The sequence below is a fragment of the Amycolatopsis azurea DSM 43854 genome (assembly GCF_001995215.1).
Lineage (GTDB): Bacteria > Actinomycetota > Actinomycetes > Mycobacteriales > Pseudonocardiaceae > Amycolatopsis > Amycolatopsis azurea.
Genome location: NZ_MUXN01000002.1, coordinates 317,160 through 341,789, shown reverse-complemented (window position 1 = coordinate 341,789; position 24,630 = coordinate 317,160). Strand labels below are relative to the sequence as shown.

General features: G+C 69.4%; 21 protein-coding genes. 11 read left to right on the top strand and 10 right to left on the bottom strand.

The features are described 5' to 3' along the window. Positions 1 to 135 precede the first annotated feature (135 nt). Positions 136 to 1,140 (top strand): methyltransferase, encoded by a 1,005-nt coding sequence (locus tag B0293_RS03935; protein ID WP_039916142.1) that lies wholly within the window; start codon positions 136 to 138, stop codon positions 1,138 to 1,140. Between the two features lie 52 nt (positions 1,141 to 1,192). Here the strand turns inward: B0293_RS03935 and B0293_RS03930 are convergent, their stop codons facing one another. The 4 genes from B0293_RS03930 to B0293_RS03915 form a co-directional block, all read right to left on the bottom strand. Then, entirely contained in the window at positions 1,193 to 3,616 is a 2,424-nt protein-coding gene (locus B0293_RS03930; protein ID WP_039916139.1) for a glucan 1,4-alpha-glucosidase, read from the bottom strand. A 299-nt stretch (positions 3,617 to 3,915) separates the two neighbouring features. Continuing rightward, positions 3,916 to 5,136 (bottom strand): FAD-dependent monooxygenase, encoded by a 1,221-nt coding sequence (locus B0293_RS03925; protein WP_005163623.1) that lies wholly within the window; start codon positions 5,134 to 5,136, stop codon positions 3,916 to 3,918. 31 nt (positions 5,137 to 5,167) lie between these two features. Next, on the bottom strand, positions 5,168 to 8,176 hold the full coding sequence (locus B0293_RS03920) for an ATP-binding protein (RefSeq protein WP_005163625.1): 3,009 nt from the start codon (positions 8,174 to 8,176) through the stop codon (positions 5,168 to 5,170). A gap of 99 nt (positions 8,177 to 8,275) precedes the next feature. Continuing rightward, positions 8,276 to 9,529, bottom strand: a complete 1,254-nt coding sequence (locus tag B0293_RS03915; protein ID WP_005163627.1) for a serine hydrolase domain-containing protein — start codon at positions 9,527 to 9,529, stop codon at positions 8,276 to 8,278. A gap of 157 nt (positions 9,530 to 9,686) precedes the next feature. On the opposite strand from B0293_RS03915, the gene B0293_RS03910 reads away from it, so the two are divergent. Beyond that, positions 9,687 to 10,316 (top strand): carbonic anhydrase, encoded by a 630-nt coding sequence (locus B0293_RS03910; protein WP_039919204.1) that lies wholly within the window; start codon positions 9,687 to 9,689, stop codon positions 10,314 to 10,316. Positions 10,317 to 10,664: 348 nt separating this feature from the next. Here B0293_RS03910 and B0293_RS03905 read toward each other — a convergent pair whose 3' ends face one another. Then, complete coding sequence (locus tag B0293_RS03905) at positions 10,665 to 12,005, bottom strand: FAD-dependent monooxygenase (protein WP_005163630.1); 1,341 nt, start codon at positions 12,003 to 12,005, stop codon at positions 10,665 to 10,667. Between the two features lie 126 nt (positions 12,006 to 12,131). Here B0293_RS03905 and B0293_RS03900 point away from each other — a divergent pair, with 126 nt between their 5' ends. Continuing rightward, the gene (locus tag B0293_RS03900; RefSeq protein WP_005163632.1) at positions 12,132 to 12,950 is read left to right on the top strand and encodes a hypothetical protein; all 819 of its coding nucleotides are present in this window, start codon (positions 12,132 to 12,134) and stop codon (positions 12,948 to 12,950) included. Between the two features lie 13 nt (positions 12,951 to 12,963). Here the strand turns inward: B0293_RS03900 and B0293_RS03895 are convergent, their stop codons facing one another. Next, on the bottom strand, positions 12,964 to 13,521 hold the full coding sequence (locus B0293_RS03895; RefSeq protein ID WP_005163634.1) for a helix-turn-helix domain-containing protein: 558 nt from the start codon (positions 13,519 to 13,521) through the stop codon (positions 12,964 to 12,966). A 77-nt stretch (positions 13,522 to 13,598) separates the two neighbouring features. Between B0293_RS03895 and B0293_RS03890 the strand changes: the two genes are divergently transcribed. Genes B0293_RS03890 through B0293_RS03875 form a run of 4 tightly spaced genes read left to right on the top strand, consistent with a single transcriptional unit; the run spans position 13,599 to position 16,527 of the window. Continuing rightward, positions 13,599 to 14,759, top strand: coding sequence for an MFS transporter (locus B0293_RS03890; RefSeq protein WP_005163636.1), 1,161 nt, complete (start codon positions 13,599 to 13,601; stop codon positions 14,757 to 14,759). 9 nt (positions 14,760 to 14,768) lie between these two features. After that, positions 14,769 to 14,927 (top strand): hypothetical protein, encoded by a 159-nt coding sequence (locus B0293_RS03885; protein ID WP_005163639.1) that lies wholly within the window; start codon positions 14,769 to 14,771, stop codon positions 14,925 to 14,927. Continuing rightward, a complete protein-coding gene (locus B0293_RS03880; RefSeq protein ID WP_005163641.1) occupies positions 14,924 to 15,271 on the top strand; it encodes a VOC family protein in 348 nt (115 codons plus the stop codon). Before B0293_RS03885 ends, B0293_RS03880 begins: the two co-directional genes overlap by 4 nt. Next, entirely contained in the window at positions 15,268 to 16,527 is a 1,260-nt protein-coding gene (locus B0293_RS03875; RefSeq protein ID WP_005163647.1) for an MFS transporter, read from the top strand. Before B0293_RS03880 ends, B0293_RS03875 begins: the two co-directional genes overlap by 4 nt. Positions 16,528 to 16,536: 9 nt before the next feature. Here B0293_RS03875 and B0293_RS03870 read toward each other — a convergent pair whose 3' ends face one another. Continuing rightward, positions 16,537 to 17,457, bottom strand: a complete 921-nt coding sequence (locus B0293_RS03870) for an NADP-dependent oxidoreductase (RefSeq protein WP_005163649.1) — start codon at positions 17,455 to 17,457, stop codon at positions 16,537 to 16,539. A 94-nt stretch (positions 17,458 to 17,551) separates the two neighbouring features. Here B0293_RS03870 and B0293_RS03865 point away from each other — a divergent pair, with 94 nt between their 5' ends. Continuing rightward, complete coding sequence (locus B0293_RS03865; RefSeq protein WP_077241244.1) at positions 17,552 to 18,559, top strand: AraC family transcriptional regulator; 1,008 nt, start codon at positions 17,552 to 17,554, stop codon at positions 18,557 to 18,559. Here the strand turns inward: B0293_RS03865 and B0293_RS03860 are convergent. Beyond that, complete coding sequence (locus B0293_RS03860; RefSeq protein WP_005163651.1) at positions 18,483 to 19,646, bottom strand: acyl-CoA dehydrogenase family protein; 1,164 nt, start codon at positions 19,644 to 19,646, stop codon at positions 18,483 to 18,485. The genes B0293_RS03865 and B0293_RS03860 overlap by 77 nt on opposite strands. A gap of 163 nt (positions 19,647 to 19,809) precedes the next feature. Here B0293_RS03860 and B0293_RS03855 point away from each other — a divergent pair, with 163 nt between their 5' ends. After that, entirely contained in the window at positions 19,810 to 20,625 is an 816-nt protein-coding gene (locus B0293_RS03855; protein WP_005163655.1) for a serine hydrolase, read from the top strand. Positions 20,626 to 20,677: 52 nt separating this feature from the next. On the opposite strand, the gene B0293_RS03850 is transcribed toward B0293_RS03855, so the two are convergent. Further along, on the bottom strand, positions 20,678 to 21,067 hold the full coding sequence (locus B0293_RS03850) for a hypothetical protein (protein WP_245192039.1): 390 nt from the start codon (positions 21,065 to 21,067) through the stop codon (positions 20,678 to 20,680). Positions 21,068 to 21,094: 27 nt separating this feature from the next. Here B0293_RS03850 and B0293_RS44125 point away from each other — a divergent pair, with 27 nt between their 5' ends. After that, positions 21,095 to 21,751 (top strand): hypothetical protein, encoded by a 657-nt coding sequence (locus B0293_RS44125; protein WP_245192030.1) that lies wholly within the window; start codon positions 21,095 to 21,097, stop codon positions 21,749 to 21,751. A gap of 198 nt (positions 21,752 to 21,949) precedes the next feature. On the opposite strand, the gene B0293_RS44120 is transcribed toward B0293_RS44125, so the two are convergent. Continuing rightward, positions 21,950 to 22,552: an STAS domain-containing protein gene (locus B0293_RS44120; RefSeq protein ID WP_005163661.1), complete on the bottom strand. Its 603-nt coding sequence runs from the start codon at positions 22,550 to 22,552 to the stop codon at positions 21,950 to 21,952. 214 nt (positions 22,553 to 22,766) lie between these two features. Between B0293_RS44120 and B0293_RS03835 the strand changes: the two genes are divergently transcribed. Next, positions 22,767 to 24,599: an NPCBM/NEW2 domain-containing protein gene (locus tag B0293_RS03835; protein WP_245192031.1), complete on the top strand. Its 1,833-nt coding sequence runs from the start codon at positions 22,767 to 22,769 to the stop codon at positions 24,597 to 24,599. Positions 24,600 to 24,630: the final 31 nt, after the last annotated feature.

Genomic DNA, 24,630 nt, shown 5'->3' with positions numbered 1-24,630 from the left:
AGTGCGGAACTTCCGCACTTGCAGGGCCACCCGGGCCGCCCGGACCGAGGCCGCTCTTGCCTTCGCCCGCGGGAAGCTGGTATCGCGAAGACCACCGGTCTATACCACTGAACCACTACTGGATAGGCTTGAAGAATGAACCAACCCACCGTGAAGCGGTCGATCATGCCGTTGGCCGATTTGGCCACCCCGATGGCCGTCCGGGTGGCCGCGACGCTCGGCCTGGCAGAGCACGCGGGGACCGCCGGAGCGACGGCGGAGCGGCTCGCGTCCCTGACCGGGACCTCCGCGCCGGCGCTGAGCCGCCTGCTCGATCACCTGGTCGCGATGGAGGTCTTCGACCTGGACACGGAATCCGGTCGCTACCGGCCGACGGACCTCGGCGCCCAACTGCGGGAAGACGCCCCGGAAGGGATCAAACCCCTGCTCGACATCACCTGCGCCGGGGGCCGCGCCGAACTCGCCTTCGTCGATCTCCTCGAAGTGATGACCAGCGGCGCACCCGCCTATCCTCACCGGTACGGGCGCGATTTCTGGGCCGACCTCGACGCCGAGCCGAAATTGCGGACCTCGTTCGACGCCCAGATGAACTGGCGGTTCCGCGAGCAGGCACCGCTGATCGCCCGGCAGTACGACTGGAGCCGCTTCCCCGACATCGTCGACGTCGGCGGCGGTGACGGGCCCTTGCTCATCGAGATCCTGCGGGCGCATCCCGGCGTCCGCGGCCGGATCCTCGACCTGCCGCCGACAGCGGCGGCCGCGGCCGAACGGCTCAAGGTCGCCGGACTCGACGACCGGGCGAGCGCCGTGCCCGGCAGCTTCTTCGACCCCCTGCCCACGGGGGCCGACGCCTACCTGCTGTCCGACATCCTGCACGACTGGGACGACGAGCACGCCCGCGAGATCCTGATCGGCTGCCGCCGTGCCGCCGCACCGAACGGATCCGTCGTGCTGATCGAGCCGGTACGGGGACACGGTGCCGACACCGCGATCGATCTGTTCATGCTGATGTGCTTCGGCAGCAAGGAAAGGACGGTCGAGGAGCTGACCGGACTGGCCACCGGATGCGGACTCGCCTTCCGCGGCGCGGTCCCGGTGACGGACGGCCGGTGGGCACTGGAGTTCACGGTCGCGTCCTAGGCGCTGCCGGCCGGCTCCGCCAGGGACCGCCTGGGCGCGAAGGGCCTCAGGGTCAAGGCCGCCAGGTGTCGTTCAGCGCCATCGTGCAGCCACCCGAGGCGGCACCGGCGCGATTGACACCCGATTCCCAGGTGGTGGCGCCGCCTTCCTTGCGGATGTACTTGTACTGGAAGGCGGTTCCCTGCGGAAGGGTGACGTTCGCGGTCCACAAAGGATAGTCGATCGACGCCAGCGGGACGGCCTTCGCCGGGTCCCACGCTCCGAGTTCGGCACGGTCGCCGACGACGAAGATGTTCTGCCCCCACGAGGTGGTGGCGTTCACCGTGAACTTCGCCGAGACACCGGAGCACGCTTTCGTGTACCGCTGCTTGACCACCGACGGTGTCTCGACCGGCGCACCCGCGTCGATCGAGTGTGCCAGCCGGACGAACTGCGCCATCGACCAGGCCAGCGGGGTCGCCGCTCCGGTGCCTTCGCCGAAGGTGAAGCCGCCGGAACCCGGCCGGTCCCAGACCTGTTCGGGGATCAGGTAGCCCGGGTTCGCCGACGCGGCCATGGCGGCCAGATGCGTCGTCGCCTCGCGGCCGTTGGCCAGTTCGTACTCCCCGCGCTCACCGGTGAGCAGTGGCCACAACCGTCCGACGCCCGCGCCGGTGTAGGGACCGCCGGACGCGGTTTCGCCGTAGCCATCGTGGTTGTACCGGTACCACATCGGACCGTTCGGGGTGTTCACCTTGAGCGTCGAGTCCACTTCGGGCAGCGAGGCGGCGACGTCCGGATCGGCGGCGGGCTTCACGCCCAGGCGTACGAGGTCCAGGAAGCCGGCGTCGATGACGGCGCGTTCGTCGTGGTTTCCGCCACCGTTCCGCAGGAAGATGTTCTGCCCGTCGTTCGGGTCACCGTTTCCGTCGATACGGTGGAAGTACCGGCCGTCACCGAGCGGCCCGGAAGTGGTGAACGTCCAGGCGCTGACTCGCGCCTGCCAGCCGTCCGCGGTCTCGCGGTACCGGGCGGCACTAGCCGTGTCCCCGTTCCGTTCGGCGATGTCCGCCGCGCAGATCAGCCCGGCGATCTCCGCGGCGATGGTGGACGGCGAGTAGCCGCCGTTCTCCTCCCAGCGTTCCTGCGGGGTGGACGGACCGCGCGCGACCAGGAAGTCCGCGGACTTCTTCACCTTCGCCCACATCCCCGCGTCGGACCGGCCCAGTTGCCACGCGAGCACGATCGGGAAGGCGACCTCGTCCATCTGCAGGCTGGTCCAGCAGTTGGTGCCGTCGAGCCGGGTGTTCTGCGGGAACGAACCGTCCGGTCGTTGCTGGACGGTGAACAGATAGTCGACCGAACGGTTGGCCGCGGCCGAGTCTCCTGCCGCGATCTGCGCTGTCGATACCTGGTAGAGGTCGCGAGACCAGACGGCGTGGTAACCGCAGTCCCCCGTCCCGTTCGCGTCCTTCGCCTCACCCCACGGATTGGTGAGTGAGGCGACGTTCGCTCCGGGGTAGGTCTTGTCCTCGTGGGCTTTGAGGGTCATCAGCGCGACGTTGTACTGGGTGGTCAAACCGGCGCCGGTGATCGAGCGGGGAACCGCGGTCAGCGAAGACAGGTAGCCGCTCCAGCCGGACCGGTACGCGGTGTCCGCCGCCGCGAACCCGCTCGCGAGTGAGGCCGACGCGTTCGCCGACGCGGCGCCGCGATCACCACCGAATCCGACCGCGAGGGTGAAAGTGGTGTCGGTGTTCACGGGAATCTGCCCCAGCTGCACCAGGTTCCCGGGCGTGGAGGCCGAGTCGTACTGAGTGCCGAGAACGTGATCACCGCTCAAGTCGACATAGCCATCGCTCGCGGTCCCGCTGTAGCCGCTGGTCGCCTTGACGAAACCGGTGGAGGCCGCCAAAGCGCTGGACACCGGCCCGTCCGAAGCGACCAGCTGCCCGCCGGAAGTGGCGCCGGTGTCCCCCATGCCGCTGTTGTTCAGCGACGGGTTGTACAACACGTACAGCTGCAGCGGTCCCCCGCTGAGCACCTCGAACCGGGTCTGGATCAGCACGGTGGACCGGGTGGGGTCGGCCGTGTGGGTCTTGGTGATCCGGTACCGGCCGTTGGCGGCGGTGTTGATCTGCCGGTAGCTCAGCGAGCGCGGATCGGTGAGCTCCAGTCGTTTGGTGGTGCTGTCCCGTTCCAGTTGTGTGAAACCGGCGCCGTCGGACACGACGTACTGCAGGTCCTGGACGTTGGCGACGTCCACCGTCGGGTAGTAGATCTCGTGGCCGATGCCCTGGCCGAGGGTGAACCACACCTTCGACGCGGCAGCGGTGGCGGTACCGAAACCTTCCTTGCCGCCGGTCGTCCAGGCCGACCCGGTGCCCGGCGCGCCGGGGGCGTCCGCCAAGGGTGCGGCGGTCACCGGTGCGGGTGCAACGAGTGCGGCCGCGGCCGCCAACGCGACTATCGCCCGGCGCCTCTTCGGAGACTTCATCGCGGTCCTTCCCACAGGCTTCGTCGACGGCAGGATTTGTTGTTAGCCGCAACTTATTCGCCGGAGGTCCTTCCCGGCAGGGCCGATCGGAGTAATCCGGACCAATCGCGCCGGCGGTCCGGTCCACGGAGCGTCGCGGGCCGGCGCGCGGAGTCGTCCCAGTGCCTGATCTCGGCCAGCGTGCCTGCTGCGGGTGTCGCGAAAGCCACTTTCGGGACGTCACGTGTCTCGAAAGTGGCTTTCGCGACACCCGCAGACCCGCCCGAAGGCCCTCACAGACCCACCACCGACGCGGACACTCAGTGCACGGCCGTCGCGTAGTCCTTCAGCACCAAGGCGTTCGCCGCTTCGCGGACCGGGCGGGCCATCTGTTCCAGGACCCGGTTACGGCCCGGGAGGTACGGCATCAGTTTGATCATCCGGGTGTTGATCCACGCGAACGCCCGCGACCGCGGGATGATCCCGCTCAGCGCCGTCTTCGCCAAAGCCTGGTTCTTCTCGATGTAAGGCCGCATTTCCGCCTCGTACCGCGAAAACGCGGCCGAAAAGTCGCCCGAAGCGGCGGCCAGCTCACCTGCCAGGACGTAGGCGCCCACCAAGGCGAGGCTGGTGCCCTGACCCGACGCCGGGGACGGGCAATAGCCCGCGTCACCGACGAGGGTCACGCGGCCCGCCGAAAGACGGTCGACGTGGATCTGGCACACCTGGTCGAAGTAGAAGTCGTCGGCCTGGCGCATCGCGTCGAGCAGCTCGGGGATCTCCCAGCCCAGGTCGGTGAACTGGGCGGCCACGAGGTCTTTCTGGCTTTCCACATCCCGGTGGTCGTAGGCCGTGGACGGCGCGCTGAACCAGAACGCGGCCTTCGCGTCGTCGGCGCGGGCGGTGCTGTAGACGTTGACCATTTTGCCGGCCGCCGCAGAATGCAACAGCTCCCAGCGATCCAGTTCGAACGTGTTGGGCACCGTCGAGATCGAGATGCAGGCGTCGAACCGGCGCAGGAAGTCCTCTTCCGGGCCGAACGCCAGCGCGCGGACCCCGGAATGGAGGCCGTCCGCGCCGACGACCAGATCGAACCGCCGCGGCTCGCCGTGGGCGAACGTCACCAGCACCCCGTCGTCACGCTGGTCGAGACCGGTGATCCAGTCGCCGAAAACGTACTCACAGTCGTCGCGAGTGCTTTCGTAGAGGACCTTCGCGAGGTCGCCGCGCAGGATTTCGGTGTCGTCGCCGTGGCGGAAGCCGAACGTGTCGGCGTCCAGTATCGCGATCTCCTTGCCGCGCTTGTTCACGAACGCCGCTCCGCGCATGCCGGTGCTCGCCGCGTGCACCTGGTCGAGCAGGCCCATCCGGCGGACCACGTCGACGGCGACGCCGCGGATGTCGACCTTGTAGCCGCCCTCGCGCGGGCTCGGGGCCCGTTCCACGATGGTCGGGCGGAAGCCGTGGTGACGCAGCCACCAGGCGAGGGCGGGGCCGGCGACGCTGGCGCCGGAGATGAGGATTTCGCGGTTCTTCGTCATGCCCGGAATCGTGGGCGGCGCCGCTGACCGTTCACGAACCGAGCGTGAACCGCCGCTGACCGGAGGTCCGGATCGCCTGTTCAGGAGGTGTTTCGCGGCCGCGTTCGAAGGCCTCGCCGTACCTGGCGGCGCCGATGCGCGCCGTCACTCGCGCGGTGACCGCGTCGACGTCGAGGTCCCCGATCACCGGGGCGCCGCGCAGCCCGACGGCGACGCCGAGCAGGAACGCGGCCCGCTCGTCTTCACCCCGCCCCGCGAGAACACCGGCGAGCCCTTCGACCGCTTGGGCCGCGCCCGGCAGGTTCGCGTACTCGAGCGCGGTGGCGAGCGCCTCCTGGTGCGACTCGGTCGCCTCGTCGAGGTTCCCCTCCGCGACCGCCGTCCAGCCGAAACCGGTGTACAGGTGGATTCGCGTCTCCCCACCGGTCACCGGATCGACGGCCAGGCCGAGCGCCGAGCCGTACCACCGCCGGGCCGCGGCGAGGTCGCCCGAGCGCCGGGCGATCTCGCCCAGTCCGCCGCGGGCCCGTGCGAGGGTCAACGGCGTGCCCGCGGCGCGGGCCTGTTCGGCGGCGGCTTCGTAGTCGGCCCTGGCTGCCTCGACGTTCCCGGCCTGGAGCACCCCCTCGGCGCGGCGGCAGAGCAGGTCGGCGGTGTCTTCGACCGCGCCGAGGTCGAGGGCCAGGCGGATCGACTCGTCCATCAGTTCCCGGAACCGCGGGTGGTCGCCGCGCCAGTCCGCGAACTCCGCCAGCTTCTCCAGCGCGCTCGCCTGGCCCCAGCGGTCACCCAGGGCGCGGAACCCGTCCAACGCCGCCGAAAAGTGGGATTCGGCCTCGGTGACCCGTCCGCGGTACTGCGCGCCGAGACCGTCCCCGATCCGCGCGAACGCCTGCGACCAGGCGTCCGGGCCGATCCGCGCGGCGAGCCGTTCCCCCTCCTTCGCCTTGCTACGCGGCGAAAACGCCCACAGGAGAAAGAGATACGGATGCTTCAGCGGTTCCTCGGACATCCGCAGGATCGGTTCGATGTCCACGTCCGTGGCCGACGCGTGGATCAGGCACAGGACGTACTCCTCGGACAGTCCCGGCGGCGGCTCCGGCCCGACGGCGGCGAGAACGGCGTCCGCGAACGGCGCCGCCTCGCTCCGCAGCCCGCGCAGCCACCAGTACCAGGTCAACGCCGCGATGAGCCGCAGCGCGGTTTCCGGCGCTTCGGTGACGCTCCAGCGCAGCGCGGCGTGCAGGTCGGCGTGCTCGGTGGTCAGCTCCGCCAGCGCCGTCAACTGGTCCGCGCTACGGAGTTTCGGCTCGGCCGCGCGGGCGAGGTCGAGGAAGTACCGCGCGTGCGCCGCGCGGCGGTCTTCGCCATGGTCGCCGCAGAACGCCCGGATGGTCTCCAGCATCCGGTACCGGCCGCCGTCGAATTCGACGAGGGACTTCTCGACGAGACCGGTCAGCACGACGTCGGTGCCGGGCACCGCGCACACTCGCTCGACCGCGCCGAGCCGGGCTCCCCCGGCGAACACCGCGAACCGGCCCGCCAGCAGTCGTTCCCCGGGTTCCAGGAGGTTCCAGCTCCATTCGACGACACCGCGCAGGGTCCGGTGCCGCTGCTCGGCGGTCCGCTCGCCGCGGGACAGCAGCCGGAAGCGGTCGTCGAGCCGGGCGGCGACGTCGTCCGCGGACATCGACCGCAGGCGACCCGCGGCGAGCTCGATCGCCAGCGGCAGGCCGTCGAGGGCGGCGCAGATCCGCGTGACAGCGGCCGGATCGGGAACGACACCGGGCGCGACCGCCGCGGCCCGCTCGGCGAACAGCCGTTCCGCCGCTTCGGCGGACAGCGCGCCGACCGGCACCAGCGTCTCGCCGGTCAGGCCCAGCGCCTCGCGGCTGGTGGCGAGCACGCGCAGGCCCGCGCACTCGCCGAGCAGCCGCCGTACCAGCAGCGCGACCTCGGCGACGACGTGTTCGCAGTTGTCGAGGACCAGCAGCAGCGGCCGGTCGGCGAGTCCCGTGACCAGGCGGTCGGCGGGCTCCGGCGCCGCGCCCGGCACCAGCACGCCCTGTTCGCGCAACCCCAGGGCGGCGAGCACCGCCCGCGCCACCTCGGTCGTCGCCGCCAATTCCACCAAGCACACTTCACCCGATCGACCTGCCGCGGCTTCGACGGCCAGCCGGGTCTTACCCGCGCCACCCGGCCCGGTGAGCGTGACAAGCCTGGAGTCACGCACCGCCTCGGCCAGTCTGCCGAGCTCACCGGCGCGGCCGATCAACCCGGTCAGCGGCACCGGAACCCGCCGGAGCGGGCCAGGTGCGGCGGTGCGCAGGGCCGCCATGTGCGCGTCCGCGAGTTCCGCCGACGGTTCGGCGCCGAGTTCGTCGGCGAGGCGCTCGCGGATCTCGGCGAAGACGGCCAAGGCCTCGGCGGCACGGCCGCTACCGGTCAACGCCCGCATGAGCTGACCGGTGAGCCGTTCGCGCAGCGGATGCGCACCGGTGAGTTCTCGGAGTTCGGCGACGAGCTGTTCGTGCCGACCGAGGGCGAGGCCCGCCTCGACCTGATCCTCCACCGCGGCCAGGCTCAACTCGGCCAGCCGGGCCGCGCTCGGCGCGTCCGCGAGCCCGTCGAGCGCCGGGCCGCGCCAGAGAGCCAAGGCCTCGGCGAACAACTCGTGCGCGGCAGCCGGGTCCGGAGTCTCCCGAGCCCGCGTGATGAGCCGTTCGAACCGGTGAACGTCGACGTCCTGGGGGTCGACGGCCAGCCGGTACCCGGCGGACGTGAACTCGACCAGACCGTCGGGCGCGCCGCCGTCCCGCAACCGACGGCGAAGCCGCGAAACCTGGGACTGCAACGCCTCGGCGGCCCCCTCGGGCGGATGGTCGCCGTGCAAGCCGTCGATCAGCCGCCCGGCGGAGACGACACGTCCGGCGTCGAGGGCCAGGAGCGCGAGCAGCCCGCGCAGCTGAGGGCCGCCGAGGGCGACCAGGCTCCCGTCGGGACGGCGGGCCTCGACAGGCCCGAGAATGGCGAACTGCACACCGCCGATTCTGGCCCTGGTGCGTGCGGCAGGTCCGTGAAGGCCTCCTTACCTACCCTGAAGGTAGTGAAGGAGGCCTTCACGGACTCGGCTAAGCCGTCATCCGAGGCAGGCCTGGACGGCGTTGGCCAGGTTCGCCGCCCGTGTGTCGTCGGGCCGGTAGTTCCAGAGGTTCGTGACGTAGCCGAAGCCGACACCGGCGTCCGGGTCGGCGAAACCGATCGATCCGCCGGAACCGGGATGGCCGAAGGAACCCGGCCCGAGCATCGGCATGGGCGGGCAGGCCCGCCAGAACCCCAGGGACATGTTGAAGGAGCGGTCGGCCGGGATGTCCAGCCCTGGCGGCAACCCGTACATCTTGGTCTTGTCCGTCTGGATCGCCGTCATCGTTTCGACCGTCGACGGATCGAGCAGCCGCAAGCCGTCGACGTCGCTGACAGTGGCGGCGTACATCCGCGCCAGCGATCCCGCGTCGGCGATCATGTTCGCGGCCGGGAACTCCGCCGCGCGCCAGGCACGGGTGCGGAAGTAGCCGGTCGCGGGATCCAGGGCGCCACCGAGAACTCCGGCCCGCATCTGGACCGCGTCCGGGGTCCACATGGACTCGACCCAAGCGGTGACCGTCTCCGCGTCGAGCCCGGTCGTCGCGATCATGCCGGCGAGCAACTCCTCCACGGTGAACGGAGCCGCGTCTTCGAACCGGGCCACCCTTGGCTCTTCCGCCTCCGGCAGCCCGATCCAGGCGCTGAGCCCGAGCGGCGCGGCCACCTCCTCGGCGAAGAACGTGCCGAGCGACTTGCCGGTGATCCGGCGCACGACTTCCCCGACCAGGAAGCCGTACGTGACCGCGTGGTAGACGTGCTCGGTACCCGGCTGCCACAACGGTTTCTGCGTCTCGAGCGCCCGGATGACCGGATCCCAGGCACACGCCTGCTCGAAGGTCAGCGGTCCGTCCACGACCGGCAGACCGGCCTGGTGCGACAGCAACCAGCGCACCAGGATCCCTTCTTTGCCTCCGGAACCGAATTCCGGCCAGTACCGGACCACCGGGGCGTCCAGATCCAGTTCACCGCGCTGCACCAGCAGATGCACGCAAATCGCGGCAGCGCCCTTCGTCGTGGACGCGACCTGGACGATCGTGTCCTTGTCCCACGACCGGTTCGCCTCCCGATCGGCGAGACCGCCCCACAGATCGACGACGGGACGGCCGCCCACGTACACACTGCACGCGGCGCCGACCTCCCCAGGACTTCCCTCGAAGTTCGCGCGGAACGCGTCGGCGACCTTCCCCCAGCCGTCCTCGACGTCACCACCGAAGCGCGGTCCGGTGGTCTCGTTCGTCCCCTCGGTCATACCGTGTTCCTTTCCAGAAAACGAAATCCCGGGCTCCGGGATCAGCCGCGGAGCCCGAGGACCACGATCACCTCCCGCGCTGACACCGCGCAGTCACGGCGCTGACACGCACCTGACCGAGATGCTGATCTTGACAGCCGCCGGTATCGTCCGGTTCATGAGCGACGCGCCGCCGACCCCTTCCGAGGCCTTCGACCTTCTGCTCACCGGTAACCGGCGATTCATCGCGGGCACCCCGGAGCACCCGAACCAGGACGCCACCCGCCGAGCCGAAACAGCCCCCGGACAGCGTCCCTTCGCTGTCCTTTTCGGCTGTTCCGACTCACGGCTGGCCGCCGAGATCATCTTCGACCGCGGCTTGGGCGACCTGTTCGTCGTCCGCACCGCCGGCCACGTCGCCGGCTCGGAGGTGCTGGGCAGCATCGAGTACGCCGTCAGCGTCCTCGGTTGTCCCCTGGTCGTCGTGCTGGGCCACGATTCCTGTGGCGCCGTCGCCGCGACCCGCGCGGCGCTGACCGACGGGCTCGGCACCAACAGCTTCGTCCGTGACGTCATCGAACGGGTCACCCCGAGCATCCTCGCCGCCCGCGCCGCCGGCCTCACCGGCGACGACGACATCATCGACGAGCACATCCGGCACACCGTCGACCTCCTGGCCGACCGCTCCCGGCTGCTCGCCGACAAGATCGAAGCCGGGGAGACCGCGATCGCCGGACTGTCCTACCGGCTGGCCGACGGCAGCGCCCGGGTCGTCACGACCCGCGGCCTGACCGAGCAGCAGGCCTGAACCAGGCAGGACCGAGGTCGTGAGTGGCAAATAGGGTTATTGAGCCGTAAGGCAAGGTGTCCGGTTGACGTGGCCGACGAGGGCGCGAGTGCTACTCAGGGTGAGGGGTGTGTGGGAATAGGGACGTTCAACGTCCCTATTCCCACACACCCCGTCGAGACCGGACCAGTCACACGGGACTGTATGGGTTTCTGGTCATCCAACGCCCCGAAATCCACACAGTCGGCGCCAAGGTCCAGATGTTGTGAAAGCCACGTTCGCAACGTTGAAGGTTGCGAACGTGGCTTTCACAACATCCGAAGCCGGCACACCGGCGAGCGAGCCTGACACCTCGCCTTGCCTTGTCCCTCAAGAAAACCAGCGTGTGAGCGCCTCCTCGAGCGGCTTGGACGACGACTCCGTCCACGCGACGCAGCCGTCGGGACGGACCAGCATCGACGGGCCCTCCTTGGTCCCCACGTGGCGCACAGTCGGTGGGAGCGGCCGTTCCGAGGGCGAGACGAACAGTCCACCGCCCTTCTCCGCCAGCGCGTAGAGCCGTTCTTCATCGCCGTCCGCGAGCGTGAGGAGCTGATCCTTCACGAGAGTGCCGACGAGCGGGTCGTCGTCGCCGAGATCGTGGCGAATGCCGACACCCGAGAGCATCTCGCCGATGTGGCGATTGCCGTCGGGCAGCGTGATCAGGTCGCTCACGACGGTGCGCAGCGCGCTCGTGAGCGGGTCAGGACGCATCAACGCGACTTGCGCACGGGTGTTCTCCAGGACGCGCGCGCCGACGGGATGGCGCTCGGCGGTGTAGGAGTCGAGGAGATGATCACGCCCGTTCACCGCCGCGGCGAGCTTCCAGCCGAGGTTCGCCGCGTCGACGAGCCCGAGGTTCAGGCCTTGGCCGCCCAGAGGTGAGTGGACGTGCGCGGCGTCGCCCGCGAGCAGAACCCGGCCCTTGCGGTAGGTCGTCGCCTGCCGCGCGTTGTCGGACCAGCGCGTCGCCTTCGACATCGACAGGATCCGGACGTCGGTGCCGCTCACCCGCTGGATCGACGCCTCGACCTCCGCCTGGGTGACCGGCGCGCGCCGATCCGGCGGCGGACCGTCGAACTCGATGACGGCCTGGTAGCCGGTGATGGTCGGCTCCGTGCCGGGGAACTCGAAACCGGCCAGCTTGCGGACGCTGCTCCGGCCGCCGTCGCAACCGACCAGGTATCGGGCGTTCAACGGACCCGTGCTCGTCCGCACGGTCACGCCGTCGTCGTCCTGTTTGAAGTCCTCCACCGTGACACCACGGCGGATCTCGATCCCGAGTTCGCCCGCCCGCGCGGTCAGGATCCTTTCGAGCACCTCCTGCGGCACCATGCGGCTGTGGCGATCCGGGTCGCGTTGGAGATCCTGGTCGATCACGAACAACGCGGAGAAATGACCGCCCGGCTTCCTCACCGGTCCGGATCCGGCAGGTGCCGCTTTCGCCAGCAGCTTCGCCTGTTCCGCCTCGAGCGTCTGCGCGAACCCGCGTCGCTCCAGCGCCTCGACAGCCACCGCGCCGATCGCGGCGGCCTTGATCCCCCGGTCGGGCTCCACGAGCCGCTCCAGCGCGAGCGGCTTCACTCCCGCGGTCGCGAGCTCGATCGCCAGGAAGAGCCCGACCGGGCCGGCGCCGACGATGACGACGTCGTGCACCACGAGATCACTCATGCTTTTGTCCTTCCGTCTCGGACCAGAGCTGTGCCCTGTCCTCGACACGCAGGCTGCCGCCGCCCGCTGGCATCTCCCGCACAGGGCACTGACGCCCCCCTGGCAGCCCGCTGTCATGATCGCGCCGTGGAACTCGACCGGGGATATTTCCGTCAGGTTTACGAAGGCTTGCTCGAACTCGATGACGACGCAGGCGGGTGCCGGACGTACCTGGACGGTCAGCGGTCGATCGCGGCCGACCACCTGGCCGAGTTGGAACCGCTGCGTGAACGGGAACGAATACCTGTCGGCGGATACACCGGGGACGACGAGCAGTTGTGGCGGATCATGAAGCTGTACGGGCTCGGCCGGATCAGCGACTATCTGATCGAACGGTTCTGTACGCCGGGAAACACGTCCGCCACGCACACGGAGTTCTTCTCCGGCATCGGGTTGGTCCCGTTCGACCACGCCGGCGCGTTCTCCCCGTTCCACCACGAAATCGTCGCGGTGGTGCAGGACCCGTCGGCGACGAACGTGACCGTGGAAGAGGTGCTGTGGCCAGGCTTGTGGTTCGGTGACCTGTTGTTCAGCCGGGCCGGGGTGCGAGTGCGAGCGCCTCGGCACCTCATCGACGCCACCGTGGCCACGACTTCGACGCTATACTTCACTTTTCGCCGAGCATCGCGCCCCACCGACGACTTGTCGCACGGCTGGGGTTCGAACTCGCAGTGGCGGACCTCCTTCACCCGGTTCTACTCCGATGTGGAAGGCCTGCACCTCAACTGGGACGGCGAGGTGGACATCGCCGTCGACCCGCCCGGCTCGCCTGAACAAGCCACCGTGCCACTGGACCAGCGCCGGGAATTGTTGCTGCACCGCTGTTTCGTCCGCGGTCCGCTACCGGCAGACGAGAAGGACCGCTTTCCCTACGACGACCGGCTCACCCTCGCCTCCGCCGAGTGAGAGGACATACAGCTCATCGGGTGCGGGCCCGGACGTGGACCCGCTCGCCCTGCTTGCCGAACAGGCTGAGCACCTCGACCCGCCCGCGGCCGGCGGCGCCGAACCAGTGCGGCGTCCGGCAATCGAACTCGGCCGCCTCGCCGGGGCCGAGGACGACGTCCTGGTCACCGAGCACCAGCCGCAGCCTGCCCCGAAGCACGTAAAGCCATTCACGGCCGGTGTGCGTGCGCGGGCGGGGTTCGTCGTCGCCCGCGGGGATCGTCATCTTGTACGCCCTCGGCCCGTTTTCGTGCCGCGTGAGCGGGATGAGGACCCGGCCGTCCTCGGGTGGTTCGAGCACCCTCGGCGACGAGACGATCTCGTCGACGCGCAGGCCGAGTGCGGCGATGACCGGCAGCACCAGTTCGAGGCTCGGCTTGCGCCCGCCGGATTCGAGGCGGGACAGGGTGCTGGTGGAGATACCGGTGGCACGGCTGAGTTCCACCAGCGTCGTGCCCTTCTTCTCCCGGGCGCGGCGCAGTCTGGGCGCGATCAGTTCGATCGCGGCGGTGACAGTGGGTTGGCTCTCCATGCCTCCAGCACAGCAGCTCGTCCCGATACCGGCAAAGTTCTTTGCCGAAACAGCCAGAAGGCGCCGACGCTGGCGCCATGATCGAAACCAAACGGCTCCCCGCCGGGGTCTATCTCCTCGCCTTCAGCCTGTTCGCGATGGGGAGCGCCGAGTTCCTGATGGCCGGGGTTCTTCCCTCGGCCGCCGCCGACCTCGGTGTCTCCCTGTCGTCCGCGGGCGTGCTCATCACCGCGTTCGCCCTCGGCGTCGTCCTGGGCGGCCCGCCGTTCGCCGTGCTCAGCCTGAAATGGCCGCGGCGGACGGCGTTGATGACCACGCAGGCCGTCTTCGCCGCCGCCATCGCGACCGGCCTGCTCGCCGACGACTACTGGATCCTGCTGGTCACCAGGTTCGTCGCCGGTCTCGCCTACGCCGGCTTCTTCGCCGTCGCCGCCGTGACCGCGATCAGCCTGGTGACGCCCGACCGCAACGCCCGCGCCTCCGGCGTCGTCGTCGCCGGGCTCAGCGTCGCCATGGTCGCCGGAGGCCCCGCGGGCACCCTGCTCAGCAACCTCACGGACTGGACGGGCGGTTTCTGGGGTGTCGTGGCGCTCACGGTCGTGGGCGTGGTCGCCTGTGCCGCCGGTCTGCCCGCCACCGCGTCCGCCGCCCCGAGCCTTTCGGGGGAACTGGGCGCGATGCGTTCCTGGCGCCTGTGGGGCGTCTACGCCATCACGATCCTGAGCACCGCCGCCTACATGGTGTCCTTCAACTACCTGTCGGCGATGTTGTCGGACGTCGTTCCCGCGGTCTGGATTCCCGCGGTCCTCGCGCTGTTCGGGGTCGGCGCCTTCGCCGGGTTGTCCGTGGGTGGCCGGATCTCCGACCGGCGCCCGCACCACGCGCTGCTCGGCGGCGTCCTCGGCATCGCGGTGTTCTCCGCGCTGCTCGCTCTCTTCGCGGACTCCGCGTGGGTCGTCGTGCCGCTGGTGTTCCTGCTGGGCGTCGCCGCCTTCGTGGTCAACCCGGCGCTCTACGGGCGGGTGTTCACGCTCGCCGCCTCCGCCCCGACCCTCGCCGGGGCGACCACGGTCTCGGCCTTCCAGCTCGGCATCAGTCTCACGCCTGCTTTCGCCGCCGGGGCGCTGGACCTGGGGGCTTCGCTGACCGCCATCCCGTGGATCGGCGCGGCCCTGGCGCTGGTCACGATTCCCCTCGTGCTCCTCGATCGCTCGCATGACAGGATGCTCATTTGCTAGCATCATGTCATGGCTCAGGTCGAGAAACGGCAATTCAACGTCTACCTGCCGCCCGACCTCATCAAGCGGGTGAAGCACGCGTCCGTCGATGCCGACGAATCGCTGTCGTCGTTCGTCGAACGGGTGCTGGAGGACTACCTGCGGACCAGTGAGGAACGCGAACGATGAAGGTCATGCCGATCCGGTACAGCGCCGATGTCGCTGCCATGACGCGGTTCTACGAGGCGCTCGGCCTGCGGGTCGGTTCGGTGTCGCGCCCTGGCGGCTGGGTCGAATTGCCCGCCGAGGGCGGGATGCTGGCCATCCACCAGTCGTCGGGCGAGGACGTGGGCCGGTGCGAGCTGGCCTTCGAGGTCGGCGAACCGCTGGAGGACGTCGCGGAACGCCTGCGGGCGGCCGGATTCGAGCCGGAACCGCCGATGGACGAGGGCTTCGGGTACTCGATGCGCGTCCAGGATCCCGACGGTGTCTGGGTGCAGCTCAACCTGTACGAACGAGACCTCTACACGTGACCGAGACCCGGCGCGCGGGACCGCTTTTCCTCGCGGTCGGCATCGTCGCGCTCGAGTTCGCGGCCGCCGTGACCGGGTTCGTCGCGTCGACCCTGCTGCCCGTCGTCGCCGCCGATCTCGACGCGAAGAACAGCCTCGGCCTCCTGATCGCCGGGTCGACGTTGGGCCTGTTCGTCGCGCTCCCCCTGGCGAGCCGGGTTCTCGGCCGTCTGGGGCCTCGCGGCACCCTCGCCGCCGGGATGATCGCCTACCTCGGCGGGCTGTTCCTGGCCGCCGTGTCGCAGACGGCGTGGATGTTCGCGCTCGGCCAGTTCTCCGCCGGGCTCGCCAGCGGTCTCCTCGCGGTTTTCGGGGTCAGTTCGGCGATCCGGCATCTCGACGACCGGCTGCGGATCCGCGTGATCGCGGCGTCCTCGGCGATGTGGATCCTGCCCGCGCTGGTCGGCCCGGCCGCCACCCTCGGCCTGGAACATCTCGTCGGCTGGCGGTGGACCCTGGTGCTGCCGGTGCCGTTCGTCCTTTTCGGACGGTTGCTGGTGGTGCGCGCGGCTCGCGGAGAACCACCCACGGACGAGGTACCGCGCCCGCTGCTGCGGACCTTGTCGGTGCCGCTGGGCGCGGCCTGTGTCGTGTTCAGCATGGGCAGGTGGCCGATCGCGCTGGCCGGGGCGGCGATCACCGTCGTCGGGATGATCGCGATCCTGCCCGCCGGTACCGCGCGGCTCCGGCCCGGAACCCCGGCCGCGCTCGGCGCGATGGTGCTGTTCGCGATCGGCTATTTCGGCGCGGACAGCCTGATCACCGTGCTCCTGACGAGCGTGTTCCAGGTGAGCCTCGGGCAGGCGGCGATCGTCCTGAGCGCCGCCCCGCTGGGCTGGGCGGTGACCAGCCTGGTGGCCACCAAGTTCACCTCGGCGCGGTTTCCCGCCGTGGGCTTGGGTTTGACCGCCCTCGGCACCGCCGTCGTCGCTTTCGGCGGTTCGTTTCCCGTGGCCCTCGTCGCCTGGACCGTCGCCGGAATCGGCGTCGGACTGGCCTATCCGGGCCTGTACATCAGAGCCACGACCGCGGACTCGAACGGTTTCAGCGCCGCGGAACTGGCGACCGCCGTCATCACCGCGGAATGTGTCGGACAGTTGCTCGGCCGGGCCGTCGGTGGCGCTCTGAGTTCCTCCGGCACCGGATTGCTCGCCTCGTACGCGCTTTTCGCGGCCGCCCTGGTGGCGGCCGCGATCGCCGCCCGGCCCAGCCGGTGAACCTCGTGATCAGGTAGCCGGGAGGACGATGACTTTGCCGCGGATGTCGCCCGTCTCGCTTCTGCGGTGCAGGGAAACGAGTTCGCCGAGCGGGTGCCGTTCGGCGACGTCGATGGCCATCGCGCCGCTGTCGACCATGGCCACCAGTTCGGCGAGTTGGGCGGAGTCGTTGCGGACCAAGACATGCGTGGTGGTCACGCCGCCGGTGCGCGGTGCGTCGATCTCGTTGGTGACCGAGATGACGCGGCCTCCGGGGCGCACGAGCGGAACCAGCGCGTCGGCCTGCCGCCGGTCGAGGCCCACGAGGTTCAGGACGGCGTCGACCTGACCGTCGAGCGCGTCGCCGAGGGAGGTGGCGGTGTAGTCGATGAGCTGATCGGCGCCGTATCGCAGAACCGTGTGCCTGCTGCGGGGACTGGCGGTGGCGATCACCTGTGCCCCAGCGCGTTTGGCGAGTTGGACGGCGAAACCGCCGATCCCGCCACCTGCGCCGTTGATCAGGATCCGTTCACCCGGGAGGAGCCGGCCGCGCTCGATCGCCTGCCACGCCGTCAACCCGGCGAGCGGCAGCGCCGCCGCGTCGGCGAGGGGGACGACGGTGGGCGCGGCGACCATCGCCGAGGCGTCGGCCACGGCGAATTCCGCGGCCGCGCCGTCGATCCAGCCGATGACCCGGTCGCCGACAGCGTGCGTGCGCACTCCCCCGCCGAGTTCGACGACCGTGCCGGCGACATCCCAGCCCAGTGTGTGCGGCAGGTCCACGGGCACCAGGTCGCGTAACGCACCGGCGCGCAGAGCCGCCTCGGTCGGGTTGAACGAGGTGGCGGCGACCTTGATCAGCACCTCGCCCTCCGCGAGAACCGGCCGGGCGACCTCCTCGATCCGGATGACGTTCGCGTCGCCGTGCTGATGAATTCGTGCGGCTTTCATGATCTCGACCGTAAAGTCCCCGGCCGAGACGAACCATGTGCCAAAGCCGCTTGTTTCCTTCGCGATCGTCTTCGAACGCGTAGGGTCGACCATCGTGGACGTGCTGAGCGATGTGCTGTCGGTGGTGCGCACCGGCAGGCCGAGGTCGGCCCTCGTCGCCTGGGACGGCCCGTGGGCGCAGCAGTTCGCGCCCGTTCCCGGCGCCGTCGGATTCCGGGTGGTGGTGCGGGGCAGCTGTGTTCTCCTCCCGGCCGATGCCGCACCGATACGGCTCGTCGCGGGTGACGTCGTGCTCCTGCCACACGGACGCGGGCACGTGCTCGCCGACGGCCCGGCCACGTCACCGACCACCCAGGCGTGTGCCCCTGCCGCCGACGACAGCCCTCCCCTCGCGATCGCCGACACCGCGGGACGATCCACGGTGACGTTGTGCGGCGCCTACGAACTCGCCCCCGAGGGCCATCACCCCTTGCTGCAGGACCTGCCCGAAGTCCTCCACCTCGACTCCCGTGCCGACGGTCGTACCGAACTGAAGACCGTGGTGGACATGCTCGGCGCCGAAGTGGAGCGGCAGAGGCTCGGCACCGACGCCGCCATTCCCGCGCTCCTGGACATGCTGCTGCTCTACGCCCTGCGCGCCTGGTTCGACGGCACGCCGACCGACCCCGAAACCGGCTGGGCGGCCGCGTTGCGCGACCCCGCCATCGCGGCGGCCCTCCACGCCATCCACCGGGACCCGGCGCACCCTTGGACCGTCGCGTCGCTGGGCGAACGCGCCGGCCTGTCCAGGGCACCGTTCGCCAGGCGCTTCACCGAACTGGCGGGCCGGCCACCGGTGCGCTATCTGACCTGGTGGCGCATGACGACCGCGGCCCGGCTGCTGCGCGAGTCCGACACACCGCTCAGCACCATCGCCGAAGCCGTCGGCTACCACTCGGAATTCGCTTTCGCCGTGGCGTTCAAGCGGCAGTACGGCACCCCACCGGGCACGTACCGACGGTCGACGCGCCTGCGCGAAACCGGCTTCAGAACAGGGGCAAACCGGGTTCCAGACCCAGCCGGACCCGTCCCGAACCGCCGAAGAATTCCGGCGCCTGGTTGACGTGCTGCAGCGCGACCATCCCGTCGCGGTGCAGCCGTTCCAGGGCATTGCCCCGGTAGAGCGAGGTGGAGCCGCCCAACCGGTACATCGCGACCAGCGCGTCCCGGCCGACCGCCGCCGCGTGGGCCATGGCCGAGTGCAGATCGGCGTGGAGGGCGACAGTGGTCGGCACGGCCCGCTCGGCGGCCTCGTCGATCCGCCGGGCCACGTCGAACAGGAACAGGCGCGCGGCACGGACCGCGGCTTCGTGGCGGGCCAGCGTTTCCTGAACGTGGGGCTGCTCGGCGAGCAGACCGCCGAACGGGGTCGTCTTGCCGGGGGCGAGCGCGACGAGTTCGTCGATGGCCTCCTCGACCGTGCCCAGCGCGACGGCGGTGCAGCCGGCGAAGACCAGCAGGATGGGGTTGAGCCGATACGTGGGCCGGTCCAGCCGCAGCGGGTCGTCGATGTTCGCCGTCAACTCGGCCGGGACGAACGCGTCCTCGAGCACCACCCGATGGCTGCCCGTGGCGAGCATGCCGCTGACGTCCCAGGTGTGCTCGATCTTCAGCTGGTCCTGGCGGACGTGGAACAGGCGCACATCCGGTTTGCCCGCCTCGGTGGTCGCGGGCTGCTCGCCGTCCATCACGACGGCGAGCGGGACGAACCACTCGGCCGACTCGATCCCGCTGACGATGCCCCACTGCCCGGAAAGCCGGTACCCGCCGTCCACCACGACGGCCTTGCCCGGCTGGCCCGCGTTCGCCAGCACCGGTTCCGGGCCACCTGTCCAGACCTTCGCCGCACCCGCCTCGCCGAGCATCGCCGCGGTGAAACCGAAGTTGGCGTTCCAGACGACCCAGGCGGCCGAGGTGTCGATCCGGCCCAACCGCTCGTAAACGGTCAGCGCGGTGGTGAGCGACACCTCCAGTCCGCCGTACTCGGCGGGAGTGAACAGGCTGAACGCACCGGCGTCGCGGAGTTCGGTGACCAGATGGCCCGGCAGACGGCCGAGCTTGTCGGCTTCGTCCCGCGCGGCCTCGATCGCGCCCCGCAGCAGGTTCGGCAGGGCGAGTGCCCGGGTGTCCCCGGAAATGGTGTCGGACATGAGCCCAAACTGCCAAAGCGGTGTATACACGCGATCTACGTCGTAGATTTCGTGTACGACACCGGAGAGTGACCGCCGTCACTGTTCGACGGGTTGTGGCAACCTCCTGTACCTGTGAACGCCTGAAGGCTCGAGAAGGACCGATACGAAACCTGGGGAACACATGAAGAGACTTTTGGTCATGCTGGCCGCGACGCTCGCGATACTCACGCTGACACCCGCCTCACCCGCCGGCGCGACGACCCGCTTCGACCGGGAACTCCAGGCGCGTATCGCACGGGCCCAGGCCTACGCCGACAGCAGGCCCGGCGAGACCGGGATCGTCCTCCGGGACCGCTGGACCGGTGCCGTCTACCGGAGCGCGGCCGCCGGGACCCTCATCTGGGCCTGCTCCACGCCGAAGCTGGCCATGGTCGTCGACCTGTTGCTGCGCAACGATTCCGGCGCGGTCAAGCTGACCGCCGAGGACCGGGACCTGATCCACCGGATGCTCAACTCCAGCGACGACGCCGCCGCCCACACCCTGTGGACCCGGTACGGCGGGGAGGCCGAGTTCGCCAAGCGCTTCCCGTCGTACGGGATGACCGACATGCGGTTCACCGACCAGCACCCGCATCACTGGGGCTGGATCCTGACCACCGCGAACGACCTGGACCGGCTGGTCAACTACGTCCTGACGAAGCTGCCCCGTCAGCACCGCGACTACATCGTCCGCGAAATGCGCACCGTCGACGTCAACCAGCAGTGGGGAGTCTGGGGTGCCGGCGCGGCCGCGCGGCCCGGCAACAAGGACGGCTGGTCCGACGACAACGACGACGGCTCCTGGATCATGAACTCCGTCGGCTTCGTCGGACCGCACGAGCGATACACCCTCGCCCTGATGAATAACACCAAGGTCATCCAGAACGGTTACGAAACCGGGCAGGAGACCACCACCAAGATCAGCGAGATCCTGTTCAAGGGCTATTTCAAGGGCTGAACGTGCGACGTCGGGCCCTGCGGATCCCGCCGGGCCTGGCGTCGCCGCTCCTTTACTTGGGGTGGTGATGTTCGCAGTCCGGATTCGGGCATTCCGCAGCATGCCGAGCGTTCCAGGCCGCGCCCATCGCCTCGAATCGCCGGGAGAACCGCGCGTCGCGGCGTGCGCTCCACGCCGAGGGGACCAGCCTTCGGGTCACCAAAAGCTCATGAGGTGCGTAGTCGTTGCCGGTGCCGGACACCTCCATCCCGGCGGCCGTCAGGATGGTCCGCATCGCCACGGCCATCGCCTCACCGATCGTGGACGTCAACCGCGCGAACTCGGCTGTCTCCTCGCCTTCCCGATGCGGGTCGTCGAACCAGGCTTCTTGTGCCGCGTCGACAAGGACATCGTGCGCTCGCCAGTCGATCAGCACGCCCCGCAAATCCGGGATATCGACCATCACGACCGCACCGGCGGTGCCCGTCGGATGGCCACCAGGCGCCACCGGCAATCCGGCGGCGGCCAATTCGGCCTGAGCGACATTCCGCAAGGCCTCCAAATGGTGGCGTCTCTCGGGGTCTGCCGCGGAAGGTATTTCCGTCATGCCGACATCTTTCCCGATGTCCACGACGAAACCTGGATCCTCTATCTCGGGCACGATGGAGCCATGAGCGCGGAAGACGTCGACGACCGGTCCCCGACACGTCGTCGACGTGTCCGCAGGCGTGTGGTTTCCCTCGCTGTGCTGGTGGTGCTCGCCGCGCTGTGTGGCGCCCCGTTCCTCCCCAAGGTGGCGAACCGCTTCGGCTACGCCCTGCCGGGAGAAAGGGGCCTTCCGTACAAGATCCACTACAACGGCCGGGACTACCGCAGCGACGTGACGTGCGCCGGCGCGCGATGGTGCGAAGAAGAAAGAACTCCGGAGCAGAGAGCAAGACCGTATTGCAAGCCTCGTGCCGAGCTGCGCCTCGGGAGAGGCGACAGCGACCCGGGGCTGGTGCGGGTCGATGAAGTCTTCACTCTGTTCGGGCCTTCGCACCCCGTTTTCACCGTAGGCGTCACCCCGGCCGGAACGTTCACGACAATCGTCGTCGAGGCCTCCGCCGACTGCTACCTGACGTACGACCTGATGGGCGGCCCTTAGCCGGTGAGGAGTAAGGCGAAGGTGGTGCTCCTGGGCACGGGGGTCGTGAGTGTTTTGAGTCGTTCTAACGACACTTTCCACTCACGACCCCCGCGCTGATGCCGCGAGCGGCCAGAATCCTCGTCACGTCGGAGAGCGGAGTGCTCCGGCGAACCGAGTGGGCCTCGCCGGTCATGACGTCCTCGACCGTCCGGCCTTTCATGAGGGTTCCTCCTGATCCTGTTCGAGGACAGCCGGTGTGCTCTGGACATCGTTCATGCCCGATTTCCTTTCCTTACCGGTACCCGACTTCCCCCTCCGGCGGAACGCCTCCACCACGCTGGGCAGCGTCGGATACAGGTACCCGGCGCCCATCAGCTCCAGGAGACCGGCCGCCGCGAGGTCTTCCCGCAGTTCCTGTTTCACCCTGGCCAAGGCGAACGTGATTCCGTGCCGCCGCAGCTCCACGCAGATTTCGCGCAACGCGTCGGCGGCCGTGATGTCGATTTCGACATTGGCTTCGGTGTAGAGGACGAACCATTCGACCTGTTCTCCGGCAGCCAGCGCGGCGCCCAGTGTCCGTCGCCGGAAATCGTCGACGATGTCGAACAGCGCCACTCGATGGCCGTCGGCGGCGAGCCAGGCGGCATGCACTCCGGTGGCCCCGCCGATGTCGAGCACGCGCAGGGAGCCGGCGGGCAGATGCCGGCGCACGATCTCCTGGGTCCGCAGGAACTCGAGACGGCCGACCGCGCCGGTGAGTCGTGCTCCCTCGTCGATCGACCGGTAATGCTCGATGATCTCGCGCGGCAACTCGGTCACGGCGCGAACTCTACGACCGGATGACCCTACAGGCCAACGCATCCCTCTTGACCTTTGTCGCGCGACAAGACGATCCTGGCAGTCTTGTCCGCTTCTCCCGAGGAGAATAATGCGACGCTTCTTCGTCCTTCTTTGCGCACTTTTCCTGACCGCCACCGCCGTCCCGGCGGCGGCCGATACGCCGCCCGACCCGGTTCCGGGCGAAAGACCCCCGATGGGGATCACCTGGGCGACTGGGTCTCCCTACTGTGACTCCGCCCGGCTCGGCGAGGCCGCCGTGAAGGCCGCGGCGGACCAGCTGGTCACGACCGGGCTGCGTGACGCCGGGTACGAGTACGTCATGGTCGGCGACTGCTGGCAGTCGGATCAGCGCGACGCCGACGGCAAGCTCACCGTCAGCGCCCCCTTCTCGTCCGGCATCCCGGCGCTGGTGGACTACATCCACTCACGCGGGCTCAAAATCGGCTTGTACAGCGGCACAGGCGCGAAAACCTGTAGCGGCCGGGCGGCGGGCTCGCTCGACCACGAGGACCTCGACGCCCGGACCTTCGCCGACTGGGGCGTGGACTACCTGCGCTACGACACCTGTTACAGCGTCAACGGCGACGCGCCCGCGCGGGTCAAGAAGATAGCGGACGCGATCAAACGCGCCGGCCGTCCGATCACGCTCGAGATCGACGACTACGACCGCGCCCAGAAGCAGTGGCTGTGGGCACGGGCCGCCGGAGCCCAGGTCTGGCGATCGAACGACTGGAACTCGACCTCGGACTTCGGTTTCTCGATGAAAAGTCTCGACAAACAGTTCGGGCTCGACGGGCACCAAGGCCCGGGCGGCTGGAACATGCCGGGCTCTTTCACCTTCAGCTACCTCAACACCGCGGAGCGCCAGGCCAAACTCGGGTTGTGGGCGGTGCTCAACGCGCCACTGGTGGTCGACATGTTCCTGTCCGCGGACGTCAACCTTCCGGCCGCGGAAATGAACAATCCCGACATCATCGCCGTCCAACGGGACTGGGCCGGCGTCGCCGGGCACAAGGTCCGCGACACGGGATGGACCGAGGTGTGGACGAAACCGATGTCCGACGGATCGGCCGTGCTGGTGCTGCTCAACCGCGGCGAGCTCGCCGCGCCGATCACCACCTCCGTGGCCGACGCGGGACTTCCCGACTCGGCCGGGTATCGCGTGCGTGATCTGTGGACGGGCGACGAGACCGTCACGACCGGCGCGCTCGGCGGAACCGTCGGGCGGCACGCCGCCACCGTGCTGCGCGTGTGGCCCAGGACCGCGTCCGCCGCGCCGCGGACGTCGCTGACCGTCGACCTGCCCGGCTCCGTGCCGCCGTCCCAGCCGGTGACCGCCACGGTCGAGTTCACCAACAACGGCACCACGCCGGTCTACGGTTCTCGTCTGCGGTTGACCGAGCCCGCGCAATGGCAGTTCGAGGGCCCCACCGAAGCGACCATCGAGATCCTCCCACCGGGTGAAACGTGGAAGACCACGACAACGCTGCGCCCGATCGGGACCGCCACCCAGCCGTTCAAGATGCCTGCCGTCGTGACTTACGAGACCACGCAAGGCCCGCGGACCGCGACCGCGTCGGGCGAAGCACCGCTCATGCTCGCGCCGACATCGGGCGTGTCGCCCAACCTCGTTCCGTGGATCTCGATGGAGAACGGCCTCGGCCCGGTCGAGCGGGACAGCGTCGACAACGGACACCCCTTCACCATCAACGGCGTCGTCTCCCCGCGCGGCGGGCTGGGCGCGCACGCGCCGTCGGTGGTGAAGTACTACCTCGGCGGCAAGTGCAAGCAGCTCGCCGTGACGGTGGGCGTCGACGACCGGGGACCTAACGGGACACTCGGATTCCGTGTGCTCGGGGACGGCGTCGAGCTGGAGGCCACGGGGAACATGCGGCACGGAGATCCCTCACAGTACCTCGTCGTGCCGGTGAAGGACGTGCAAGTGCTCGCGCTCGCCGTGGACGACGGCGGCGACGGCTCCGCCGGGGATTGGGGAGACTGGGTGTATCCGTACATCAGCTGCTGAAAGATTCGTGAGTGGTGCGGCCGGTTCCGGA

Coding starts and splice junctions, on each gene's coding strand:
- B0293_RS03895 (WP_005163634.1), bottom strand. CDS start 13,521: ATGGAGAGCCAACCCACTGTCACCGCCGCGATCGAACTGATCGCGCCC.
- B0293_RS03860 (WP_005163651.1), bottom strand. CDS start 19,646: ATGTCCGACACCATTTCCGGGGACACCCGGGCACTCGCCCTGCCGAAC.
- B0293_RS03880 (WP_005163641.1), top strand. CDS start 14,924: ATGAAGGTCATGCCGATCCGGTACAGCGCCGATGTCGCTGCCATGACG.
- B0293_RS03850 (WP_245192039.1), bottom strand. CDS start 21,067: ATGGTCGATATCCCGGATTTGCGGGGCGTGCTGATCGACTGGCGAGCG.
- B0293_RS03885 (WP_005163639.1), top strand. CDS start 14,769: ATGGCTCAGGTCGAGAAACGGCAATTCAACGTCTACCTGCCGCCCGAC.
- B0293_RS03905 (WP_005163630.1), bottom strand. CDS start 12,005: ATGAGTGATCTCGTGGTGCACGACGTCGTCATCGTCGGCGCCGGCCCG.
- B0293_RS03915 (WP_005163627.1), bottom strand. CDS start 9,529: ATGACCGAGGGGACGAACGAGACCACCGGACCGCGCTTCGGTGGTGAC.
- B0293_RS03925 (WP_005163623.1), bottom strand. CDS start 5,136: ATGACGAAGAACCGCGAAATCCTCATCTCCGGCGCCAGCGTCGCCGGC.
- B0293_RS03935 (WP_039916142.1), top strand. CDS start 136: ATGAACCAACCCACCGTGAAGCGGTCGATCATGCCGTTGGCCGATTTG.
- B0293_RS03890 (WP_005163636.1), top strand. CDS start 13,599: ATGATCGAAACCAAACGGCTCCCCGCCGGGGTCTATCTCCTCGCCTTC.
- B0293_RS03855 (WP_005163655.1), top strand. CDS start 19,810: ATGAAGAGACTTTTGGTCATGCTGGCCGCGACGCTCGCGATACTCACG.
- B0293_RS03910 (WP_039919204.1), top strand. CDS start 9,687: ATGAGCGACGCGCCGCCGACCCCTTCCGAGGCCTTCGACCTTCTGCTC.
- B0293_RS44125 (WP_245192030.1), top strand. CDS start 21,095: ATGGCCACCAGGCGCCACCGGCAATCCGGCGGCGGCCAATTCGGCCTG.
- B0293_RS03835 (WP_245192031.1), top strand. CDS start 22,767: ATGGGGATCACCTGGGCGACTGGGTCTCCCTACTGTGACTCCGCCCGG.
- B0293_RS03930 (WP_039916139.1), bottom strand. CDS start 3,616: ATGAAGTCTCCGAAGAGGCGCCGGGCGATAGTCGCGTTGGCGGCCGCG.
- B0293_RS03870 (WP_005163649.1), bottom strand. CDS start 17,457: ATGAAAGCCGCACGAATTCATCAGCACGGCGACGCGAACGTCATCCGG.